Origin of the sequence: Streptococcus mitis (genome assembly GCF_002096815.1) — a bacterium.
Taxonomy (GTDB): Bacteria; Bacillota; Bacilli; order Lactobacillales; family Streptococcaceae; genus Streptococcus; species Streptococcus mitis_AD.
Window position 1 is genome coordinate 182,256 of record NZ_NCVJ01000017.1, and the last position, 19,203, is coordinate 201,458.

Annotated in this window: 17 protein-coding genes; 5 read left to right on the forward strand and 12 right to left on the reverse strand. The window is 42.6% G+C overall.

The genetic code is table 11. The features are described 5' to 3' along the window. The 5 genes from folE to B7696_RS02875 all read right to left on the reverse strand — a co-directional run bounded on the left by folE (position 1) and on the right by B7696_RS02875 (position 5,112). Positions 1-555 carry a GTP cyclohydrolase I FolE gene (gene folE / locus B7696_RS02855; RefSeq protein WP_084862015.1) on the reverse strand — a complete coding sequence of 185 codons (555 nt, stop codon included), beginning with the start codon at positions 553-555 and terminating at the stop codon, positions 1-3. After that, the gene (locus B7696_RS02860; RefSeq protein WP_084862017.1) at positions 536-1,858 is read right to left on the reverse strand and encodes a bifunctional folylpolyglutamate synthase/dihydrofolate synthase; all 1,323 of its coding nucleotides are present in this window, start codon (positions 1,856-1,858) and stop codon (positions 536-538) included. Before B7696_RS02860 ends, folE begins: the two co-directional genes overlap by 20 nt. A 1-nt stretch (position 1,859) precedes the next feature. Beyond that, complete coding sequence (gene folP, locus B7696_RS02865; RefSeq protein WP_023947034.1) at positions 1,860-2,840, reverse strand: dihydropteroate synthase; 981 nt, start codon at positions 2,838-2,840, stop codon at positions 1,860-1,862. Positions 2,841-2,933: 93 nt separating this feature from the next. Beyond that, on the reverse strand, positions 2,934-3,641 hold the full coding sequence (locus B7696_RS02870) for a CPBP family intramembrane glutamic endopeptidase (RefSeq protein WP_192856272.1): 708 nt from the start codon (positions 3,639-3,641) through the stop codon (positions 2,934-2,936). 52 nt (positions 3,642-3,693) lie between these two features. Then, positions 3,694-5,112 (reverse strand): NCS2 family permease, encoded by a 1,419-nt coding sequence (locus B7696_RS02875; RefSeq protein ID WP_084862021.1) that lies wholly within the window; start codon positions 5,110-5,112, stop codon positions 3,694-3,696. A gap of 189 nt (positions 5,113-5,301) precedes the next feature. Between B7696_RS02875 and B7696_RS02880 the strand changes: the two genes are divergently transcribed. The 5 genes from B7696_RS02880 (at position 5,302) to B7696_RS02900 (ending at position 10,346) form a co-directional block, all read left to right on the forward strand. After that, positions 5,302-6,114 carry a Cof-type HAD-IIB family hydrolase gene (locus B7696_RS02880; protein ID WP_084862023.1) on the forward strand — a complete coding sequence of 271 codons (813 nt, stop codon included), beginning with the start codon at positions 5,302-5,304 and terminating at the stop codon, positions 6,112-6,114. A 224-nt stretch (positions 6,115-6,338) separates the two neighbouring features. Further along, the gene (gene adhP / locus B7696_RS02885) at positions 6,339-7,358 is read left to right on the forward strand and encodes an alcohol dehydrogenase AdhP (protein ID WP_000649144.1); all 1,020 of its coding nucleotides are present in this window, start codon (positions 6,339-6,341) and stop codon (positions 7,356-7,358) included. Positions 7,359-7,592: 234 nt separating this feature from the next. Beyond that, positions 7,593-8,582: a PTS sugar transporter subunit IIB gene (locus B7696_RS02890; RefSeq protein ID WP_004258131.1), complete on the forward strand. Its 990-nt coding sequence runs from the start codon at positions 7,593-7,595 to the stop codon at positions 8,580-8,582. Positions 8,583-8,607: 25 nt separating this feature from the next. Continuing rightward, positions 8,608-9,411 (forward strand): PTS mannose/fructose/sorbose transporter subunit IIC, encoded by an 804-nt coding sequence (locus tag B7696_RS02895; protein ID WP_049487299.1) that lies wholly within the window; start codon positions 8,608-8,610, stop codon positions 9,409-9,411. A gap of 23 nt (positions 9,412-9,434) precedes the next feature. Next, the gene (locus B7696_RS02900) at positions 9,435-10,346 is read left to right on the forward strand and encodes a PTS system mannose/fructose/sorbose family transporter subunit IID (protein WP_000136864.1); all 912 of its coding nucleotides are present in this window, start codon (positions 9,435-9,437) and stop codon (positions 10,344-10,346) included. A gap of 55 nt (positions 10,347-10,401) precedes the next feature. Here B7696_RS02900 and pepC read toward each other — a convergent pair whose 3' ends face one another. The 7 genes from pepC to B7696_RS02940 form a co-directional block, all read right to left on the reverse strand. After that, positions 10,402-11,736, reverse strand: a complete 1,335-nt coding sequence (pepC, locus tag B7696_RS02905; protein ID WP_023947023.1) for an aminopeptidase C — start codon at positions 11,734-11,736, stop codon at positions 10,402-10,404. 111 nt (positions 11,737-11,847) lie between these two features. Further along, positions 11,848-12,570: a pseudouridine synthase gene (locus tag B7696_RS02915; protein WP_023947021.1), complete on the reverse strand. Its 723-nt coding sequence runs from the start codon at positions 12,568-12,570 to the stop codon at positions 11,848-11,850. 18 nt (positions 12,571-12,588) lie between these two features. Beyond that, positions 12,589-12,819 (reverse strand): hypothetical protein, encoded by a 231-nt coding sequence (locus tag B7696_RS10515; RefSeq protein WP_023947019.1) that lies wholly within the window; start codon positions 12,817-12,819, stop codon positions 12,589-12,591. 20 nt (positions 12,820-12,839) lie between these two features. Continuing rightward, on the reverse strand, positions 12,840-13,070 hold the full coding sequence (locus B7696_RS02925) for a GlsB/YeaQ/YmgE family stress response membrane protein (protein WP_000901572.1): 231 nt from the start codon (positions 13,068-13,070) through the stop codon (positions 12,840-12,842). Positions 13,071-13,079: 9 nt separating this feature from the next. After that, on the reverse strand, positions 13,080-14,321 hold the full coding sequence (locus B7696_RS02930) for an aminopeptidase (RefSeq protein ID WP_084862025.1): 1,242 nt from the start codon (positions 14,319-14,321) through the stop codon (positions 13,080-13,082). A gap of 21 nt (positions 14,322-14,342) precedes the next feature. Continuing rightward, positions 14,343-14,495 (reverse strand): hypothetical protein, encoded by a 153-nt coding sequence (locus B7696_RS02935; protein ID WP_031237287.1) that lies wholly within the window; start codon positions 14,493-14,495, stop codon positions 14,343-14,345. An 18-nt stretch (positions 14,496-14,513) separates the two neighbouring features. Next, positions 14,514-18,905, reverse strand: a complete 4,392-nt coding sequence (locus B7696_RS02940) for a PolC-type DNA polymerase III (protein ID WP_084862027.1) — start codon at positions 18,903-18,905, stop codon at positions 14,514-14,516. Positions 18,906-19,203: the final 298 nt, after the last annotated feature.

Genomic DNA, 19,203 nt, shown 5'->3' on the forward strand with positions numbered 1-19,203 from the left:
TTACAGTCCCATTAAACGATAAGCCTGATCTCGGAGGTCCTTATCTGTTTCAAATAGACCACGAGCTACTGTCGTCAAGGTTGCAGTGCCTGGTTTTCTGATACCTCGCATGCTCATACACATATGTTCCGCCTCAATGACAACAAAGGCTCCTTTAGCACCTAGATAGTCCATCAAGGCATCGGCCACTTCGATATTCAATCGTTCTTGAATTTGTGGCTTTTTAGAATAAACTTCAACCGTACGGGCTAGCTTAGACAAACCTGCCACACGACCATCTGGAATATAGGCAATATGCGCTCTCCCATAAAATGGTAGAAAGTGGTGTTCACACATGGTATGGAAAAAGATATCCTTTTCTACCACCATATTATCGTCAATAATCTCAAAAGATTTTGACAAATGTTCCTCCGCTGTTTGACCAAGACCTGAAAAAATCTCTTGGTACATACGAGCGACACGAGCAGGTGTTTCCTGCAAGCCCTCGCGATTAGCGTCCTCTCCTACAGCCTCGATAATCATTTTTACAGCTGCTTCAATCTTTTGTGTATCCATTTTCGTTCTTCCTCTCCATCAGATAGGCTCTCACTTGGCTCAAGAAATACAAGGAACCTGTGACAATCCTAACTGTTTTTTTCTCTTCTTTTTTATCTGTCAATTTCTGCTCTAGAAAATCCTGCCAATCTTGGTAGCTGAGATTTCTAGACTTAGCTGCCTCTTCCAGCACGCTTTCATCAGTCGCCCGACTATCGTCAAAATGTGTCAGAGTAAGCTCGGTATCTGGCATGGCCCCCAGCAAGTCTAACATATCCTCCAAAGCCTTGGTTTTGATACAAGTAAAGAGGATTTCCTTACGATAATCCGCAAAGCGTTCTTGCAAGGTTGTCAATAAAGCCTTGATAGCATGGGGATTGTGGGCTCCATCCAAAATCATCAAGGGTTCTCTTGACACGATTTCCAAACGCCCTGGCCAACTTGTTTCTTCCAAGGCTTGAGTCAGCAAGTGATTGCTTGCTTGCTCTCGACCATCTTCTTGACAATAATTATCAAGTAAAGCTATAGCCATCCCAGCATTCTCTATTTGGTACAAACCAAGCAGGCCAGTCTGGAAGCGACCTTGTCTGACAACACTTGTATAGTCAAAGACTTCGCCCGCTACCACGCTTTCTTGATGACGAACCTGGTAATCACTCCCATAGGCAAGTCTCGGCGCATTTTTAGCCTCTGCAATAGAGTCTATCACAGTCAAGGCTTCAGGAACAATATGACCTGTCACCAAGGGAATCCCTTGTTTGATAATACCTGCCTTCTGCTCTGCTATGGCTTCCAAGGTATCACCAAGTAGGGCCACATGATCCAGTCCAATAGTCGTAATTCCTGTCAAAATGGGCTGACAGACATTGGTACTATCTAAAAGCCCACCCATGCCGACTTCCATGATAGCCACATCTACTTGCTCTGAAGCAAAGTAGTCATAGGCTATGGCTGTGATAATCTCAAACTCAGTTGTCCCCTCCAAATTGGCAGCCGATTCCCCCTCAAGCAAAGACTGATAGTCTGCCATGAGGGCTTCTAGTCTAGCCTCTGGGATAGATTCCCCATTGATGCTAATCTGGTCTGTATAATGAATGAGATAGGGCGAGCTAAACACGCCAACTCTCAGCCCTAGCTTTTCTAGCATCTTTTTCAAAAAAGCAATGGTCGAACCCTTGCCATTGGTCCCTCCGATATGGATGACCTTGAGTTTGAGATGGGGATTGCCACGCAAAGCTAATAGTTCCTCCATTCGTTCCAAGCCAAAATGCGGTTGGTCCGTCCGGTAGTTAGCAATCCACTGATTGTTTTGAATTTCTTTCATCTTATTTATATTGTTTTAAATCTAAATTTTCCGCTTCATCAGCCAGACGAATAGCGGAGGCAATTTCAACTGCCATCCTGTGACTAGCTACGTCATGCACGCGCACCACTTCTACACCCTGTCTCGCAGCGATACTAGTTACATGAGCCGAAGCCGTATCTCGATTACGGAAACCAAGTTCTGTCTCAGGATTGACTTCAAAGCCATTTTCTTCAAGGATATTGATTACAAACCTCTTGCGCGACACTCCAAGAAAGATTGGATACCCCTTCTGATGTAGTGTATCCAAGTCCCGTAAAAGAAGCAGATTTTCTTTCTTGGTCAGACCAAAGCCGATTCCTGGATCCAGCAGGATGTTTTCTTGTGCAATTCCAGCTTGATTTGCTCTCGCTAGTGCTCGTTCAAAGAAAGTCTCCATCAACTCTTCGATTGGCAATGTTTCAAAGTCAGCTAACTCTTCCTCTGTAAAAGCTTGTCCAAAACCAAAATGAGGAAATATGAGCGCGCTAGGGTGCTGAGGTCGCGCCATAACTGGATTAAACATAATGACTACTTTCGCTCCAGCCTTAGCAACCACATGAGCCATTTTCTCATCACCCATAAGACCAGTGATATCATTGACTAGATTGGCACCAGCAGCCAAAGCAGCCTCTGCCACCTGACTTTTCCAAGTATCAATGGAAATGAGGACATTACTTTCCTTGCGAATCGCTTTAATCACTGGAACAACACGCTGGATTTCCTCTTCTATCTCAACATAGCTACTTCCCGGCCGAGGCCGAGTCGATTCTCCGCCGATATCGATCATACTAGCCCCTTCTGCTATCAATTTACGAGCCTGCTGGAGTGCCTGCTCAAGAGCAAAAAATTGACCACCGTCCGAAAAGGAGTCTGGGGTTACATTAATAATTCCGCAAATAGATGTCTTTGAATGATTGGCTTTACTTGACATATCGGTCACTCCCTCAAGGTTTTTCATCATATTATTTCTCTATTTTACCATAAAAAGAAAAAGATGGACACGATTGCATTCATCTTTTTCCCAGTAGAAACAAGTAAGCAATTGTCAAAAATCTTAAACAGAAATCCCTAATGTCCGACTCATGATCACCACAAGAGCCAATAAACAGAAGGCTACCCCATTAACAATCATGTGAAGCAAGATAGACATTTCCAAACGTTGGGTTTTGTAAGCCGTCCAAGATAGAACAATCGACATACCTCCATAAATCAATAAAGAAGGTAAATTACTTGGTTGATGCAATAAAGCAAACACAATCGTACCGACTACAAATCCCAAGTTCTCTTTTCCTCGGAAAATCTTTTTAGGAATAATCCCACGGCACAAGATTTCCTCACAAATCGGAGCAAGCAAGGCCAGTAAGAAGAAACTGGAAATCAGAGAACTATTCTGAACCATATCGTTAATCTGAGACTGGTTACTTGTTGTCGTCTCATTTGACAGTTGTAACAAGATAGAACCAAGTATATTTGACCCGATAATAACTAAATAACTCAAGCCCAAACGTGCCAAATCCTTCGCTCTAAAAAAAGAAAAATTAAAACTTGCTAATTGCGTTTTACGAGCTCCAATAATAAATAGCACCAGAACCACAATCGAAATACCAGCAACTATCAGTCCTGACTGTAATAGCGGTACTTCTCTTAAGGTTAAAATAGCAGTAACCCCTATAGGAATCTGATATAAAATTGTCGCTAGCAGAAAGATTAACAGCCAACCTGCACGATTCAATAATTCTTTCCAGATACTTTTCTCTTTCATCACCTATCTCCTTTGTATTAAAAAAGGGGGAAATTCCCCCTGGGTTATCCTATTATAAGGCCATGCTGATGTAGTTAAGGATAAACAAGGCATCCAAAATCCAAATCATTACATGAACATCTTTAGCTTGACCTTTGACAAGCTTAGTCAAAGTGTAAGTCAAGAAACCAACTGCAATCCCTTGAGTGATAGAGTAGCTGAATCCCATAAAGATAGATGTGAAGAAAGCAGGAACCGCTTCAGACATATCGTCCCAATGGATATTTTTCAAGCTAGCCAACATCATAATCCCAACGATAATCAAGATTGGAGCTGTAGCGGCTGTTGGTACAATCGCTAGAAGTGGACTAAAGAAGCTTGAGATCGCAAAACAGATAGCTACAACCAAGGCTGTCAAACCAGTACGTCCACCTGCACCAATACCAGCAGCAGACTCAACATAAGTCGTTACGTTTGAAGTACCAGCGATAGCACCAATTGAAGTACCAATCAAGTCTGAATAAAGAGCCTTGTCCAACTTAGCTGATTGATGATTTTCACCATTTGTCGCTACGATACCAACTTTTTCACCTGTACCGATCAAGGTACCAATTGTATCAAAAATATCTGTCAATGAAAAGGCAAGAATAGCCATCAGAGTTTCAGGCAAGCGAGCTGTATCTGAAATCAAAGCTCCCAAACCTTCTGAACCAAGAGCTGCACCAAAAACTGTCTTCAAGTCTTCAAAGGCTGCACCAACATGGTTATTAGCAAAATCGATACTAGACAAATCTACCAAACCAACTGCAATAGCAAGAATAGTTGTTGTCAAGATAGAAAGGATAATTCCCCCTTTAATCCCTTTAATGACAAAGAAGATTGTGATAGCAAGTCCTGCAAGAGCCACCAAAACAGCTGGATTATTAAAGCTGACCAAGCCTGGAACTGCTGAAGAGTTTGCTGCAATCGTCGCTTGAGCTTTGTCAGCCCCTTCTCCTACAACAGTATAGTTACCTGGATCAATCGTAAATTTCAAAAGTCCAGCATTCTTAATCCCTACATAGGCAAGGAAGACACCGATACCAGCTGAAATAGCTGAGCGAAGAGCATTTGGAATCGATTCAATGATCATTTTACGAACATTTGTCAAGGTAATAATCAATGAGATAATCCCACAGATGAAGACCATAGCTAGGGCTTGTTGCCAAGAATAACCGAGTCCAAATACGACTGTAAATGTAAAGAAGGCGTTAAGACCCATACCTGGCGCTTGGGCATAAGGTAAGTTAGCATAGAAGGCCATCATCAAGGTACCTGCTACTGCACCAATGATCGTCGCTAGGAAGACACCTTGAGCAGGCATTCCTGTTTGCGAAAGAATTTGTGGGTTTACAAAGAGAATATAACTCATTGCAAAGAAGGTTGTTAAACCAGCGAGAACCTCTGTACGAACGTCTGTACCGTTCTCTTTTAGTTTAAATAATTTGTCCATTATTAATCTCCTTTTAATTTTTACGAACAATAATAGAATTATATCATTTATCATTCACTTTTTCAATATCTTTGTTTGATTTATTTAAGAAATTGATCCAATTTCATTTTTTGTTTGGAATCTGCTTTTCTGCCTGCTTTCTGTTATAATAGAAGACATCTTATCTGAAAAGACACTAGAAAGGTCCCTATGACGAAAAAAATTATTGCAGTTGACCTGGATGGAACCCTGCTCAACTCAGACAGTCAAATTTCTGACTTTACCAAAAAAACCATCAAAAAAGTTGCTGAAAAAGGCCATCAAGTTATTATTACGACAGGGCGCCCTTACCGAATGTCAAAAGATTTTTACCGTGAACTAGGCTTAGACACTCCTATGATTAATTTCAACGGCTCCCTTACTCATTTACCAGACCAAGTTTGGGATTTTGAAAAGTGTTTGACGGTAGACAAAAAATATCTTTTAGACATGGTTCAACGTTCAGAGGACATTCAAGCCGATTTTATCGCTGGAGAATATCGTAAAAAATTCTACATTACAAATCCTAATGAAGAAATTGCCAATCCCAAACTATTTGGTGTAGAATCTTTCCATCCTGAAGATCAATTTCAGCCAGAGTTGGTAACCAAGAATCCTAACTGCATTCTGTTGCAGACTAGAGCCAGTGACAAATATGCCTTGGCAAAAGAAATGAACACCTTCTACCAGCATCAACTTTCTATTAATACCTGGGGAGGTCCGCTCAATATCCTTGAGTGTACACCAAAAGGAGTTAATAAGGCCTTTGCTTTGGACTACTTGCTCAAGGTAATGAACCGCGATAAAAAGGATTTGATTGCCTTTGGAGATGAACACAATGATACCGAAATGCTAGCTTTTGCTGGGAAAGGTTATGCAATGAAAAATGCCAACCCAGAGCTACTCCCCTATGCAGATGAGCAAATTTCCTTGACAAATGACCAAGACGGGGTTGCCAAAACCCTGCAAGATTTATTCTTATAGTCCATTCTGACCAGCTTGCAAGCTGGTCTTTGTGCTCTTTTCACAGTCTCATCAACCAGTTAATCGATTGTTCTATTTTTTGCCTCCAAAACCTTGGAAAAGGCTTTCTTTTGTGATATACTTCACATATAAATACAAGAGAGCTCGTCACACTCGACTCTGTTGACACAAAATCAATCCAGTCCCGTTGTCCCTGTTCTCGGTCAATATCAAGGAGGATAGCTATGAAAGCTGTTGTTGTAAATCCAGAAAGCACTGGTGTTGCTATTGAAGAAAAAGTACTCCGTCCACTTGAAACTGGGGAAGCACTTGTAGAAATTGAATACTGTGGTGTTTGCCACACTGACCTTCACGTTGCTCATGGCGACTTCGGTCAGGTACCAGGACGTGTTCTTGGACACGAAGGTGTTGGTATCGTTAAAGAGATTGCACCAGATGTTAAGAGTCTTAAAGTTGGCGACCGTGTCAGCGTTGCTTGGTTCTTTGAAGGATGTGGCACTTGCGAATACTGTACAACTGGTCGCGAAACCCTTTGCCGTACAGTGAAAAATGCTGGCTACTCGGTAGATGGTGGTATGGCTGAACAATGTATTGTAACTGCAGACTATGCTGTTAAAGTTCCTGACGGACTTGATCCAGCCCAAGCCTCTTCTATCACATGTGCTGGTGTAACAACCTATAAAGCTATAAAAGAAGCAAAAGTTGAACCAGGTCAATGGGTTGTTCTTTACGGTGCTGGTGGACTTGGTAACCTGGCTGTTCAATATGCTAAAAAAGTATTCAATGCTCATGTCATCGCCGTTGATATCAATAACGACAAACTTGCCCTTGCAAAAGAAGTAGGTGCTGACATTGTTATTAACGGCCTAGAAGTTGAAGATGTACCTGGACTCATCAAGGAAAAAACAGATGGTGGAGCTCATTCAGCTGTCGTAACTGCTGTGTCTAAAGTTGCCTTCAACCAGGCTGTTGACTCAGTTCGTGCCGGTGGTCGCGTAGTCGCTGTTGGTCTTCCTTCTGAAATGATGGAACTCAGCATCGTGAAAACTGTTCTAGATGGAATCCAAGTCATCGGTTCTCTCGTTGGAACTCGTAAAGACTTGGAAGAAGCCTTCCAATTCGGTGCTGAAGGTTTGGTAGTTCCAGTTGTTCAAAAACGTCCAATAGAAGATGCTGTGGCAATTTTCGACGAAATGGAAAAAGGTCAAATTCAAGGACGTATGGTACTCGACTTCACCCACTAATCTAATAAAAACCTATTTTAAAAGTTGGAATACGCTTCCAACTTTTTTATATTAAATTTTTAAATAAGGATTCAAAAAAACTTCTCTAAAACTCAATATATCAATATTTTCAGATGTAATCTTTTTAATTATTTTATGATAAATAGTTGATTTTTAGATGAAAACGGTTTATACTTAAAAAGTCTTAAAGTTTTCTTAAACGAAAACTAAAACAAAAAAGGAGGAATGACAATAATGAGTATCGGAATCATTATTGCGAGCCACGGCGAATTTGCTGCGGGTATTCATCAGTCAGGATCTATGATCTTTGGTGAACAAGAAAAGGTTCAAGTTGTAACCTTTATGCCAAATGAAGGTCCTGATGATTTATACGCTAAGTTTAATAACGCTGTTGCTGCATTTGACGCAGAAGATGAGGTTCTAGTTTTGGCTGACCTTTGGAGTGGATCTCCATTTAACCAAGCTAGCCGCGTGATGGGAGAAAATCCTGAGCGTAAGTTTGCCATCATCACAGGACTTAACTTACCGATGTTAATTCAAGCCTACACAGAGCGCCTCATGGACGCTGCTGCAGGTGTAGAAAAAGTCGCTGCTAATATCATTAAAGAAGCCAAAGATGGCATCAAAGCTCTTCCAGAAGAGCTAAACCCAGTTGAGGAAGTAGCAAGCGCTGCAGCTGCTCCAGTTGCCCAAGCTGCTATTCCAGAAGGAACTGTCATCGGAGACGGTAAACTCAAAATCAACCTTGCCCGTCTAGACACTCGTTTACTTCACGGTCAAGTTGCAACTGCTTGGACTCCAGATTCAAAAGCAGATCGTATCATCGTTGCTTCAGATAACGTAGCTAAAGACGAATTACGTAAAGAATTGATTAAACAAGCAGCTCCAGGTAAAGTGAAAGCAAATGTTGTTCCTATCCAAAAACTAATCGACGTTGCAAAAGATCCTCGCTTCGGAGGAACACATGCCCTTATCTTGTTTGAAACACCTCAAGATGCCCTTCGTGCTATCGAAGGTGGCGTGCCAATCAAAACTCTTAATGTTGGATCAATGGCTCACTCAACTGGTAAAACAATGGTTAACAACGTTTTGTCTATGGATAAAGAAGACGTTGCTACATTTGAAAAAATGCGTGACCTTGGTGTTGAATTTGATGTACGTAAAGTACCAAACGACACCAAAAAAGATTTGTTTGACTTGATCAACAAAGCAAACGTGCAATAATCGATTTTATGAAAGGATTTTAAAGATGTCTATTATTTCTATGGTTTTAGTAGTCGTTGTAGCCTTCCTAGCAGGTCTTGAAGGTATCCTCGACCAGTTCCAATTCCATCAACCAATCGTAGCTTGTACCCTTATCGGTCTTGTTACTGGTAACCTTGAAGCAGGGATTATCCTTGGTGGTTCTCTTCAAATGATCGCCCTTGGTTGGGCTAACATCGGAGCTGCCGTAGCTCCTGACGCTGCTCTTGCTTCTGTTGCTGCTGCCATTATCATGGTTCTTGGTGGCGACTTTACTAAGACAGGTATCGGTGTTGCCCAAGCGGTTGCTATCCCTCTTGCAGTTGCTGGTCTATTCTTGACTATGATTGTCCGTACACTCTCTGTCGGATTGGTTCACACTGCTGATGCTTCTGCTAAAAAAGGTGACTTCAAAGCAGTTGAGCGTGCTCACTTTATCGCACTTCTTCTTCAAGGTCTTCGTATTGCAGTCCCTGCAGCACTCCTTCTAATGGTACCAACTGAAACAGTACAAAGCATTCTAAATGCTATGCCTGATTGGCTCAAAGATGGTATGGCTATCGGTGGTGGTATGGTCGTTGCCGTTGGTTACGCTATGGTTATCAACATGATGGCAACTCGTGAAGTATGGCCATTCTTCGCTATCGGTTTCGTGCTTGCTGCCGTGTCAGATATTACTCTAATCGGATTTGGTGCTATCGGTGTTGCTATCGCTCTTATCTACCTTCACCTTTCTAAAACTGGTGGAAACGGTGGCGGTGGAGCCGCAACTTCTAACGACCCAATCGGCGATATCCTAGAAGACTACTAAGATAAGAAAGGACTGAAAACATCATGACTGAAAAACTTCAATTAACTAAATCAGATCGTAAAAAAGTTTGGTGGCGTTCAACTTTCTTACAAGGTTCTTGGAACTATGAACGTATGCAAAACTTGGGTTGGGCTTACTCATTAATTCCAGCTCTTAAAAAACTCTACACTAAAAAAGAAGATCAAATCGCTGCTCTTGAACGCCATCTTGAGTTCTTCAACACTCACCCATACGTAGCCGCTCCAATCATGGGGGTTACTCTTGCACTTGAAGAAGAACGTGCTAACGGTGTTGAAATTGATGACGCTGCTATCCAAGGGGTTAAAATCGGTATGATGGGACCTCTTGCTGGTATCGGTGACCCAGTATTCTGGTTTACAGTACGCCCAATCCTTGGATCACTCGGTGCTTCACTTGCCCTTACTGGTAATATCTTAGGTCCAATCCTCTTCTTCGTTCTTTGGAACTTGATTCGTATGTCATTCTTGTGGTATACACAAGAGATTGGATACAAGGCTGGATCAGAAATCACTAAAGATATGTCTGGCGGTATCCTTCAAGACATCACTAAAGGAGCTTCTATCCTTGGTATGTTCATTCTTGCTGTCCTTGTTCAACGTTGGGTAAATATTAAATTTGCTTTCGATGTTGCCAAAGTTCAACTAGATGAAAAAGCTTATATCCATTGGGATAAATTGCCAGAAGGATCTAAAGGTATCCAAGAAGCATTCGCACAAGTAGGACAAGGATTGTCTCAAACACCTGAAAAAGTTACTACTTTCCAACAAAACTTGGATATGTTGATCCCTGGACTATCAGGACTACTCCTTACTCTCCTTTGCATGTACTTGCTTAAGAAAAAAGTATCTCCAATCACTATTATCCTTGCACTCTTCGCAGTGGGTATTGTGGCACATGTTCTTCACATCATGTAATCAAGCAACTTAAAAGGAATCAGGTTCTAAAATCTGATTCCTTTTTTCTATACTTTTATTCGGCCAAGGCTCCCATTGGATCCCAAGGTGCGAGTACAATTGGTTCTGCTTCATAGGCAGCTTGTTCTTCTGCTGTCAGCAATTCCTTACGGACAACGATTTGGTATGTGTATTCGTCCATCCAAGCGTCTGAGGCAACAAAGTAACCATCGGTACCAACCTTGTCTCCCCATGAGTTTTCAACCTTCCACTTGGTTGATTTGCCATTTTCATCCAAATCAACACCTGTCAAGACCATAGCGTGGGTCATCAAGCTTTCGCTGTAGTCCAAACGTCCAGCCTTGTCTTGAGTGAGTTTAATGTCCATGCTTGATTCAAAGTCATAAACATCTGTCGCAAGGATTCCAGCTTTACGGTTGCTGAGCTGACCGACATCTGAACCAAACCAAACAGTCTCACCTGCTTGCATTTGAGCAATCGCCAATTCTTTCAAGCGCTCCATCGGTACGTTGATGTAGCGAACTGCACGGCTGCCAACCACATTTCCCAACATCTCAACTGTGTAAGATTGGCCGTAAGGCTTGTCAGCAGTTGGAGCATTGATAACAGAAACATAGTCTTCTAGAGGAAGATTGACATATTTCTTGTAAAACTCTTGTGGTGTGATGCCCTTTTCGCTTTGGTAGTTGTTATCCTTATCACGATAAGCAAAGTCAAATTTACGTGGTGGAAGTCCTAAAGACATAGCAAGAAAGTTAAAGATTTCTTGCAAAAGATCTTCTTTCTTAGCTTGAACAGTCGCTTGGTCTGCGCCAGAAGCAAGCAAGTCACGCAAGATTTGAGCATCTTGACGAAGCAATTTGTTGAGAATGGCATTTAGCTCACGACTGCTGCTAGATGAAACTGACTCTGGATAAACAGACTTAGGAACGACACCATATTTCTCAAAGAGAGAAACGACCATATCCCATTGACCGCCATCTTGTTGTGGAGTTTGGAGTAGGAATTTAACCTTACGGCTCGTCAAATCTTGGTCTGCAGTCGCAATGACTTGCTCCAAGAACCAGTTGGATTTCTCATACTTGTCCCAGAAGAAGGTGTGGGCCTGTGACAACTCAAAATTTTCCAATTTATATTGTGAAATGAGTTTGTGGCGGAAGGTGTTGAGAGCTGCAAACATCCAGCAACGACCAGATGCTTTCTGGTTAGTAACCTTGTCCTTGGTCAAATCCAATGAGAAAACAGGGGTGTTGTCTACATGGCTTTGGCGACGTTCTAGGGCTGCAAAAATTCCGTTGTGGCTGGCAGCATTTTCAATCGCTTGGTATTTTACATTTGCTTCATAATTGGCAAATAGTTTATCAGTAAATGATTCTTGAATCGCGTTCATAGATTCCTCCTTTTATTCTACAGTCTATTATAACTCTTTTCACAAAGGAAGCAACTGAAAAACATAAAAGGCAAGGACATTCTCCCTCACCTTTTTCGAAAACAAACCAAACTAAGCAATACTTGCAAGGAGAACCTCTAATTCTTCCTTGGTCAAGCGACGCCATTCTCCTCGCTGCAAGTTCTCATCCAATACTAGAGTTCCCATAGTCAAGCGTTGCAAGTCTACTACTTCCTTGCCACAGTAGCCCACCATACGCTTGACCTGATGAAACTTCCCTTCTGCAATGGTCACACGGATTTGGCTTTGATTTTTTTCTGTATCTATGGACACAAGCTCCAGTTTAGCGGGCTGACAGGTAAAATCCTTAAGAGGAATTCCCTTGGCAAATGTCTCCACATCTTCTTGGGTCATCATTCCCTTGACCTGAGCCAGATAAGTCTTGTACACATGACGCTTGGGCGAAAGAAGAGCATGAGCCAGCTGACCATCATTGGTCAAGAGTAAAAGACCATGCGTGTCAATATCCAAGCGTCCTACTGGGAAAACTTCCTTGCTCCGAGCAATATCATCTAGCAAGTCCAGAACGGTTCTATGTTTGGGATCCTCAGTCGCTGAGATAACTCCTTGGGGCTTGTTCATCATGTAGTAGACAAACTCTTCATACTCCAACACTTGCCCATCAAAGCGAATCTCATCTCTTTCTTCATCAATCTGCAATTTAGCCGACTTTTCTTTTTTACCATTTACCGTCACGCGCCCAGCCTTGAGCAAGTTTTTGACCTCTGTCCGGCTCCCCACAGCGCAGGCAACTAAAAATTTATCTAATCTCATAGAACTATTATATCACACTCAAAAGGAGGCTGGTACAATGACCAACCTCCTTTTCGTTTCATACTCTTCAAAAATCTCTTCAAACCGCGTCAACGTCGCCTTGCCGTATGTATGGTTACTGACTTCGTCAGTTCTATCTGCAACCTCAAAACAGTGTTTTGAGCTGGCTTCGTCAGTTCTATCTGCAACCTCAAAGCAGTGCTTTGAGCAACCTGCGGCTAGTTTCCTAGTTTGCTCTTTGATTTTCATTGAGTATCAGATTTAGGAAATTAACTTCCTCGTCTCCAGAAAATCGCTAAGACAATCATGGAACCTAGTACTGCCGGAATAATGGCAGTTCCTGCTATTATCGGTCCCCAAGTCCCAAAAAGCAAATGGCCTATAAAGGCACCAATCCATCCGAGAAACATTTTTCCAAAGCATCCCATTCGCTCTCCACGATTGGTTAGAGTACCTGCTAAAAATCCCACTAGGAGACCAACGAACATACTTCCTAACATATTATCTCCTTAATTTGCCCAATCTCCGTTACGGAAGAGTGGTACACGTGTCCCATCCTCACGGATACCATCGATATCCATTTGGTTAGAACCAATCATAAAGTCTACGTGAACATCTGAAAGGTTAAGTCCCGCAGCTTCAAGCTCTTCTTCACTCATCTCTGCTCCACCAACGACGCTAGTCGCATAGGCTGCACCAATAGCCAAGTGATTTGAAGCATTCTCATCGAAGAGGGTGTTGAAGAAGGTAATTCCTGACTGAGAAATTGGGCTTGGATCCGGTACCAAGGCACATTCACCCAAGGCACGCGCACCCGCATTTTCAAATACAAGATCTTTCATAACTTGATCACCCTTCTCAGCAGTGATATCTACGATTTGTCCATCCTTAAAGGTCACCTTAATACCTTCAATGATATTTCCGTTATAGCTAAGCGGTTTTGTAGAAGTGACATAACCATCTGCGCGACGGAAGTCAGGCGCTGTGAAAACTTCCTCTGTCGGCATATTTGGCAAGAATCCTTCGCCCTGTGCATTGATAGCACCAGCTGATTCCCAAACATGGTTCTTCGGCAAGCCAAGGATCAAATCGGTTCCTGGCGCTGAGTAGTGAAGGGCTGAAAATTGTTCTTTATTGAGCATATCGGCCTTACTCTTGAGAATAGCTGCATGCTCTTCCCAAGCCTTAACAGGATCTTCTTCATAGACTCGGCAAGTTTTGAAGATTTGATCCCAAAGGAGATCGACTGCTTCTTCATCGCTCGCAGCATTTGGAAAGACTTTCTTAGCCCACTCGAGTCCAGCAGCGGCTGCTACAGTCCAACTAACCTTGTTGGATTGAGTTGCGATACGCATTGGCTTCATAGCAAGTCCCATAGCTTTAGCAGAAGCTGATAGCTTGTTAGCATCCACTCCGTTCAAGGCACCTGGATCAGATGAGCGAACTCCAAGACGGCTAGCCTTGTTTTCCAAGAGATAGTTCATCTCAGCAATCTTGTATTCTGGCACATTGTCCAGACGCTCCATTGGCGCATGGAGGAATTTCTCACGGTTAATGACATCATCTGTCCATTGAACGATAACCTCATGCGCACCCAAAGCATAAGCTTCTTTGACAATTAAGTGAGCCAACTCACGTTGCTCCACATCGATAGAGAGAGCCAAAGTGTGACCAGGTTGCACGTTGATTCCGTTCGCAACCAACAATTTCGCATATTTTTCTAGATTTTCTTTAAAATTTGGTAAAACCATGTTGTTTTCTCTTTTCTATTTTTATTTTTCTTTCAAAGCAGAGAATAATCCTGCTAAAGCAATGGAACCTGACAAGAGTGCTGTTGATAGAAGAATTGTCTGATCAGCAATTTCTAATTGATATTCAAATACTTTCTCAGCCGGCTTATCTTCCGCAAAAATTCTTAGTTTCATCTTTTTTCCTCCAAGACCTTAAAACAACTCATCAAACAAACTCAACTGATTATCCTCTGGCATATTGCCCAGAATTCCCATTTCATCCATTTTTTCAACCAAGGTTGATGAGAGTCCACCACGCTTGCGTAGTTCTGTTTTAGAGAGGAATTCTCCCTCTTCACGCGCTCGCACCAACTGCTTAGCAACGTTCTCTCCCAGACCATCCATTGCTACAAATGGTGGAATCAGTGTATCTCCGTCAATGATGAATTCAGTCGAATCACTACGGTAGAGGTCTAACTTCCCAAACTTGAAACCACGTTCCCACATTTCATTGACAATCTCAAGAGTTGTATAGAGGTCAATCTCCACATTAGAGGCCTCATTGTTCTTCCGTTTTTCAGAGATTTCTTCCATTCTGCGTTTGATGGCATCCAAACCCGCACCCATGGTCTTGATATCAAAAGCCTTAGCACGGATTGAGAAGTAAGCACAGTAATAATAAATGGGATGATGAACCTTGAAGTAAGCTACACGCAAGGCCATCATAACGTAGGCTGCCGCATGGGCCTTAGGGAACATATACTTAATTTTCCCACAGGACTCGATATACCACTCTGGCACCTTATTAGCCTTCATGGCTTCAATGTAGCCATTGCGTTCCTCTTCGGAAATCTTGAGCCACAATCCCTTACGTACCCGTTCCATGATGGTAAAGGCCATCTTAGGTTCGAGACCAGCATGCATGAGGTAAACCATGATGTCGTCCCGACAACCGATAACAGTCGATAGGTCCGCTATTCCTTGCTTAATCAAATCTTGGGCATTGCCCAGCCAAACGTCGGTACCGTGAGACAACCCTGACAACTGAAGCAATTCTGCAAAAGTCGTCGGATGGGTTTCATCGACCATCCCTCGGACAAAGTTGGTCCCAAACTCAGGAATCCCCAGCATGCCCGTCGGCGTTCCGATTTGTTCAGGAGTCACACCTAGCACATCAGTCCCAGAAAAGAGGGCCATCACGCCTTCGTCATCCATAGGGATTTCATTAGGATCAATCCCAGACAAGTCCTGAAGTTTCCGAATCATGGTCGGATCATCATGTCCCAGTACATCGAGTTTGAGGACGTTCTCGTCGATATCATGGAAGTTAAAGTGAGTGGTCTGCCATTCAGCTGTCACGTCATCTGCTGGATACTGGACAGGCGTAAAATCATAGACATCCATGTAGTTAGGAATAACAACGATTCCCCCAGGGTGTTGTCCTGTTGTCCGCTTGACACCGGCAGCACCTTGGGCAAGACGTTCCACCTCTGCATCACGATAAAACTTGCCATAATCTCTCTCATAGCCCTTGACAAAACCATAGGCAGTCTTGGCAGCCACCGTACCAACCGTTCCTGCACGGAAGGCATATTCCTCACCAAAGATATCACGCACATCCAAGTGAGCACTAGGCTGGTCTTCTCCCGAGAAGTTCAAATCAATATCGGGAACCTTGTCCCCATCAAATCCAAGGAAGGTCTCGAACGGAATATCCTGCCCATTTTTGCTGAGTTTATGACCACATTTAGGACAGTCCTTATTGGGCATATCAAATCCTGAACCGTACGAACCATCTGTGATAAACTCACTGTACTGACACTGACCACAGACATAGTGAGGAGAGAGAGGATTAACCTCCGTAATCCCAATCATGGTCGCAACAAAACTGGACCCAACAGACCCACGAGAACCAACCAAGTAGCCCCGTTCATTGGAACGTTGCACCAGCATCTGGGAAGCCAGATAAATCACGGCAAATCCATTCCCCAGAATAGAGGTTAGTTCTTTTTCAATCCGCAAATCAACGATATCTGGCAGCGGATTACCATAAATCTCAAAGGCCTTCTTATAGGTCAACTCGGCAACTGTTTCTTCAGCCTTGTCAATGAAAGGCGTATACAAGTCACCCTTAACAACCTCAACGGGTTCAAAGATTTCTGCCAAGGCATTGGTGTTTTCAATAACCAATTTGCGAGCTAATTCCTCTCCCAAGAATGCAAATTCATCCAACATTTCATTAGTCGTTCTAAAATGAGCTTTTGGAAGAGGAGCGGGTTGGGCATGTTCGCCATGACCAATAGTTCGGTTAATCATCGCCCCCTGTCCCAAACTACGGACGATAATTTCACGGTAAATCTCTTCTTCTGGTTCGATATAGTGGACATTTCCCGTAGCCAAAACGGGCTTGCCAAGACGGTCGCCGACCTCTATCAAACTTTTGATAATGGTCTGTAGTTCTTCCATATCCTTGACCTGCTCCTTGGCGATCAATGGCGCATAGATAGCTGGTGGCATGATCTCAATAAAGTCATAATACTTGGCCACCTCAACCGCCGCATCCACACCTTGGGAAACGACTGCATCAAAAACTTCACCTTCAGAGCAAGCTGAACCTAAAATCAAACCTTCCCGATGAGAATCTAGAACTGTTCTCGGAATTCGTGGCACCCCTTCAAAGTACTTGGTATTGGATAAAGAAACCAGCTTAAAGATATTTTTTAGTCCTACTTGATTCTTGACATAAATAGTCGCATGCTTGATCCGAGCTTTTTTATAAGAATCTGGACTAATCAAATCAATGTTAAGTCTAGCTAGATCGGTCACACCATGTTTTTCTGCTACTTCTTTGATAAAGATGAAAAGCAGGCGACCTGTAGCTTCCGCATCGTAGTTGGCCATGTGGTGATGCTCTAAGGCCACACCAAAACGCTTAGTCAAAGGCCCCAAACCATGACGTTTATACTCAGGATACAGGTTTCTAGCAAACTCAAGCGTATCAATCACTGGTTGACTAATCTTAGGCAAACCATGACGCTCATAATTGGCATTCATAAAGCCAACGTCAAAGGTAGCATTATGGGCAACTAAGACTGTATCCTTGCAGAATTCTTGGAATTCTTGCAAAACTTGTTCTAGTGGTTTGGCATTTTTGACATGGTCATCTGTAATTCCAGTCAACTCAGTAGTAAAAGCTGACAAGGGATGACCAGGATTGATAAATTCATCAAATTCGGCAATAACATTCCCCTTGTACATCTTAGAGGCCGCAACCTGAATCAAGTCATTATAAATAGCTGAAAGTCCCGTTGTTTCCACGTCAAAGACCACATAGGTCGCTTCTGACAAGTCCATCTCTACTTCGTTATAGACGATAGGAACACGGTCCTCCACGATATTGGCTTCCATACCATAGATCAGCTGGATTCCCGCTTTCTTAGCCGCCTTATAGCCGTGTGGGAAGGACTGGACATTCCCATGGTCCGTGATGGCAACCGCCTTGTGTCCCCACTTAGCAGCTGTCGCAACGATCTCTTCTACCTCGGGTAGTGCATCCATGGTCGACATATTAGTATGAGCATGAAACTCAACCCGACGCTCACCTTCTGGCATCAAATCCTTCCGCTCATAGTGAACAACTTCCTGCACATCCTGTACGTTCATAGTCAAATCGCGTGTGAAGTTATTCATCTCCACATTCCCACGCACTCGGAGCCAAGAATTTTTCTTAATTAGATCAAACTTCTGAGCCTCTTCCTCGTTCTTAACCCACTTTTGCATCGAAAAACTTGAAGTGTAGTCAGTCATTTTAAAGTTGATCAAAACACGCCCTGTTCTGGTCACTTTTTGCTCTACATCAAAAACAACCCCTTCAAAGACCAGACGATTTTCCTCCGTTGTCACTTCGATCATAGGAGTAATCTCTGCCTTATCCAGCTTGGGTTTAGCTGCAGCTTTTTTCGCTTGAAAATCAAAGGCTGGTTTCTCTTCCGCTGGAGGAGGTGCCATCTGTTCTAGTTGCTCCATAGCACGAAGCGCTTCTTCATTGGCGGCTTGCACAATCTGCTCATTTTCAGCATGAAAGGCCTCTTCCTGCTCTTGAGTCAGGACATCATTCTTCTCCACCTGACAGTTAAAAGTTGGAAAACCAAACTTTTCAAGTTGTTTGGCTAAATTAGGAAGATGATTCTTCTTAAAGTGTTCCTTATCAATCGCCTCGGAGCCTTCAATAAAGAGTTGGTTGCCCTCCGCACGAACTTGCAAATTTTGATAAAGGGACTTAAAACCTTGACTAGCACATGGCCCTTCAGAGAAAGCCTCCCTATAGTAGGACTGCAAGAGTTGATTTGAAAATTCTTGAGACAGAGCCTTGATTTCGAAAACAGCTTTATTGCCTGTCTTAGAAAATTCTTCGCTCAAACCTTTCTTTAATTCTAAAAAGATTTCAATCGGTAAAATATTAGAAAATACGAAATGAAACTCCCATACCTTACTAATTTTATGAACTACAACTCGCTCAATATCAGCCTGTGATAAAGCAGGAGCCTGTCTCATTTCAGCAGGCATCCCCAGTTGATTCATCAAAATTTCAAAACTGTTTGACATTCATTTTCCTCACATTATTCTCCTACTATTTTACCATATTTAGAGGTATTTTCTAAAGACAAAAGGAAGCCACTTCAAGACAACAAAAAATTTTCTTATTTGTACTTTTACTACTCATTTAAGGAGATTTACCTATAGAAAAAGAATGAGTTTAAGGAAATTAAAAAATTTTCATAACAGTACTCCCAAAAAAAGTTAGATGAATAGTTTATCTAGAGATTTAGTTCTGTTTTACACACAACGAAAACACCCCGAAAGTTAGTCGGAAAAAATCTAACTTTTGGGGTGCAATTGATTC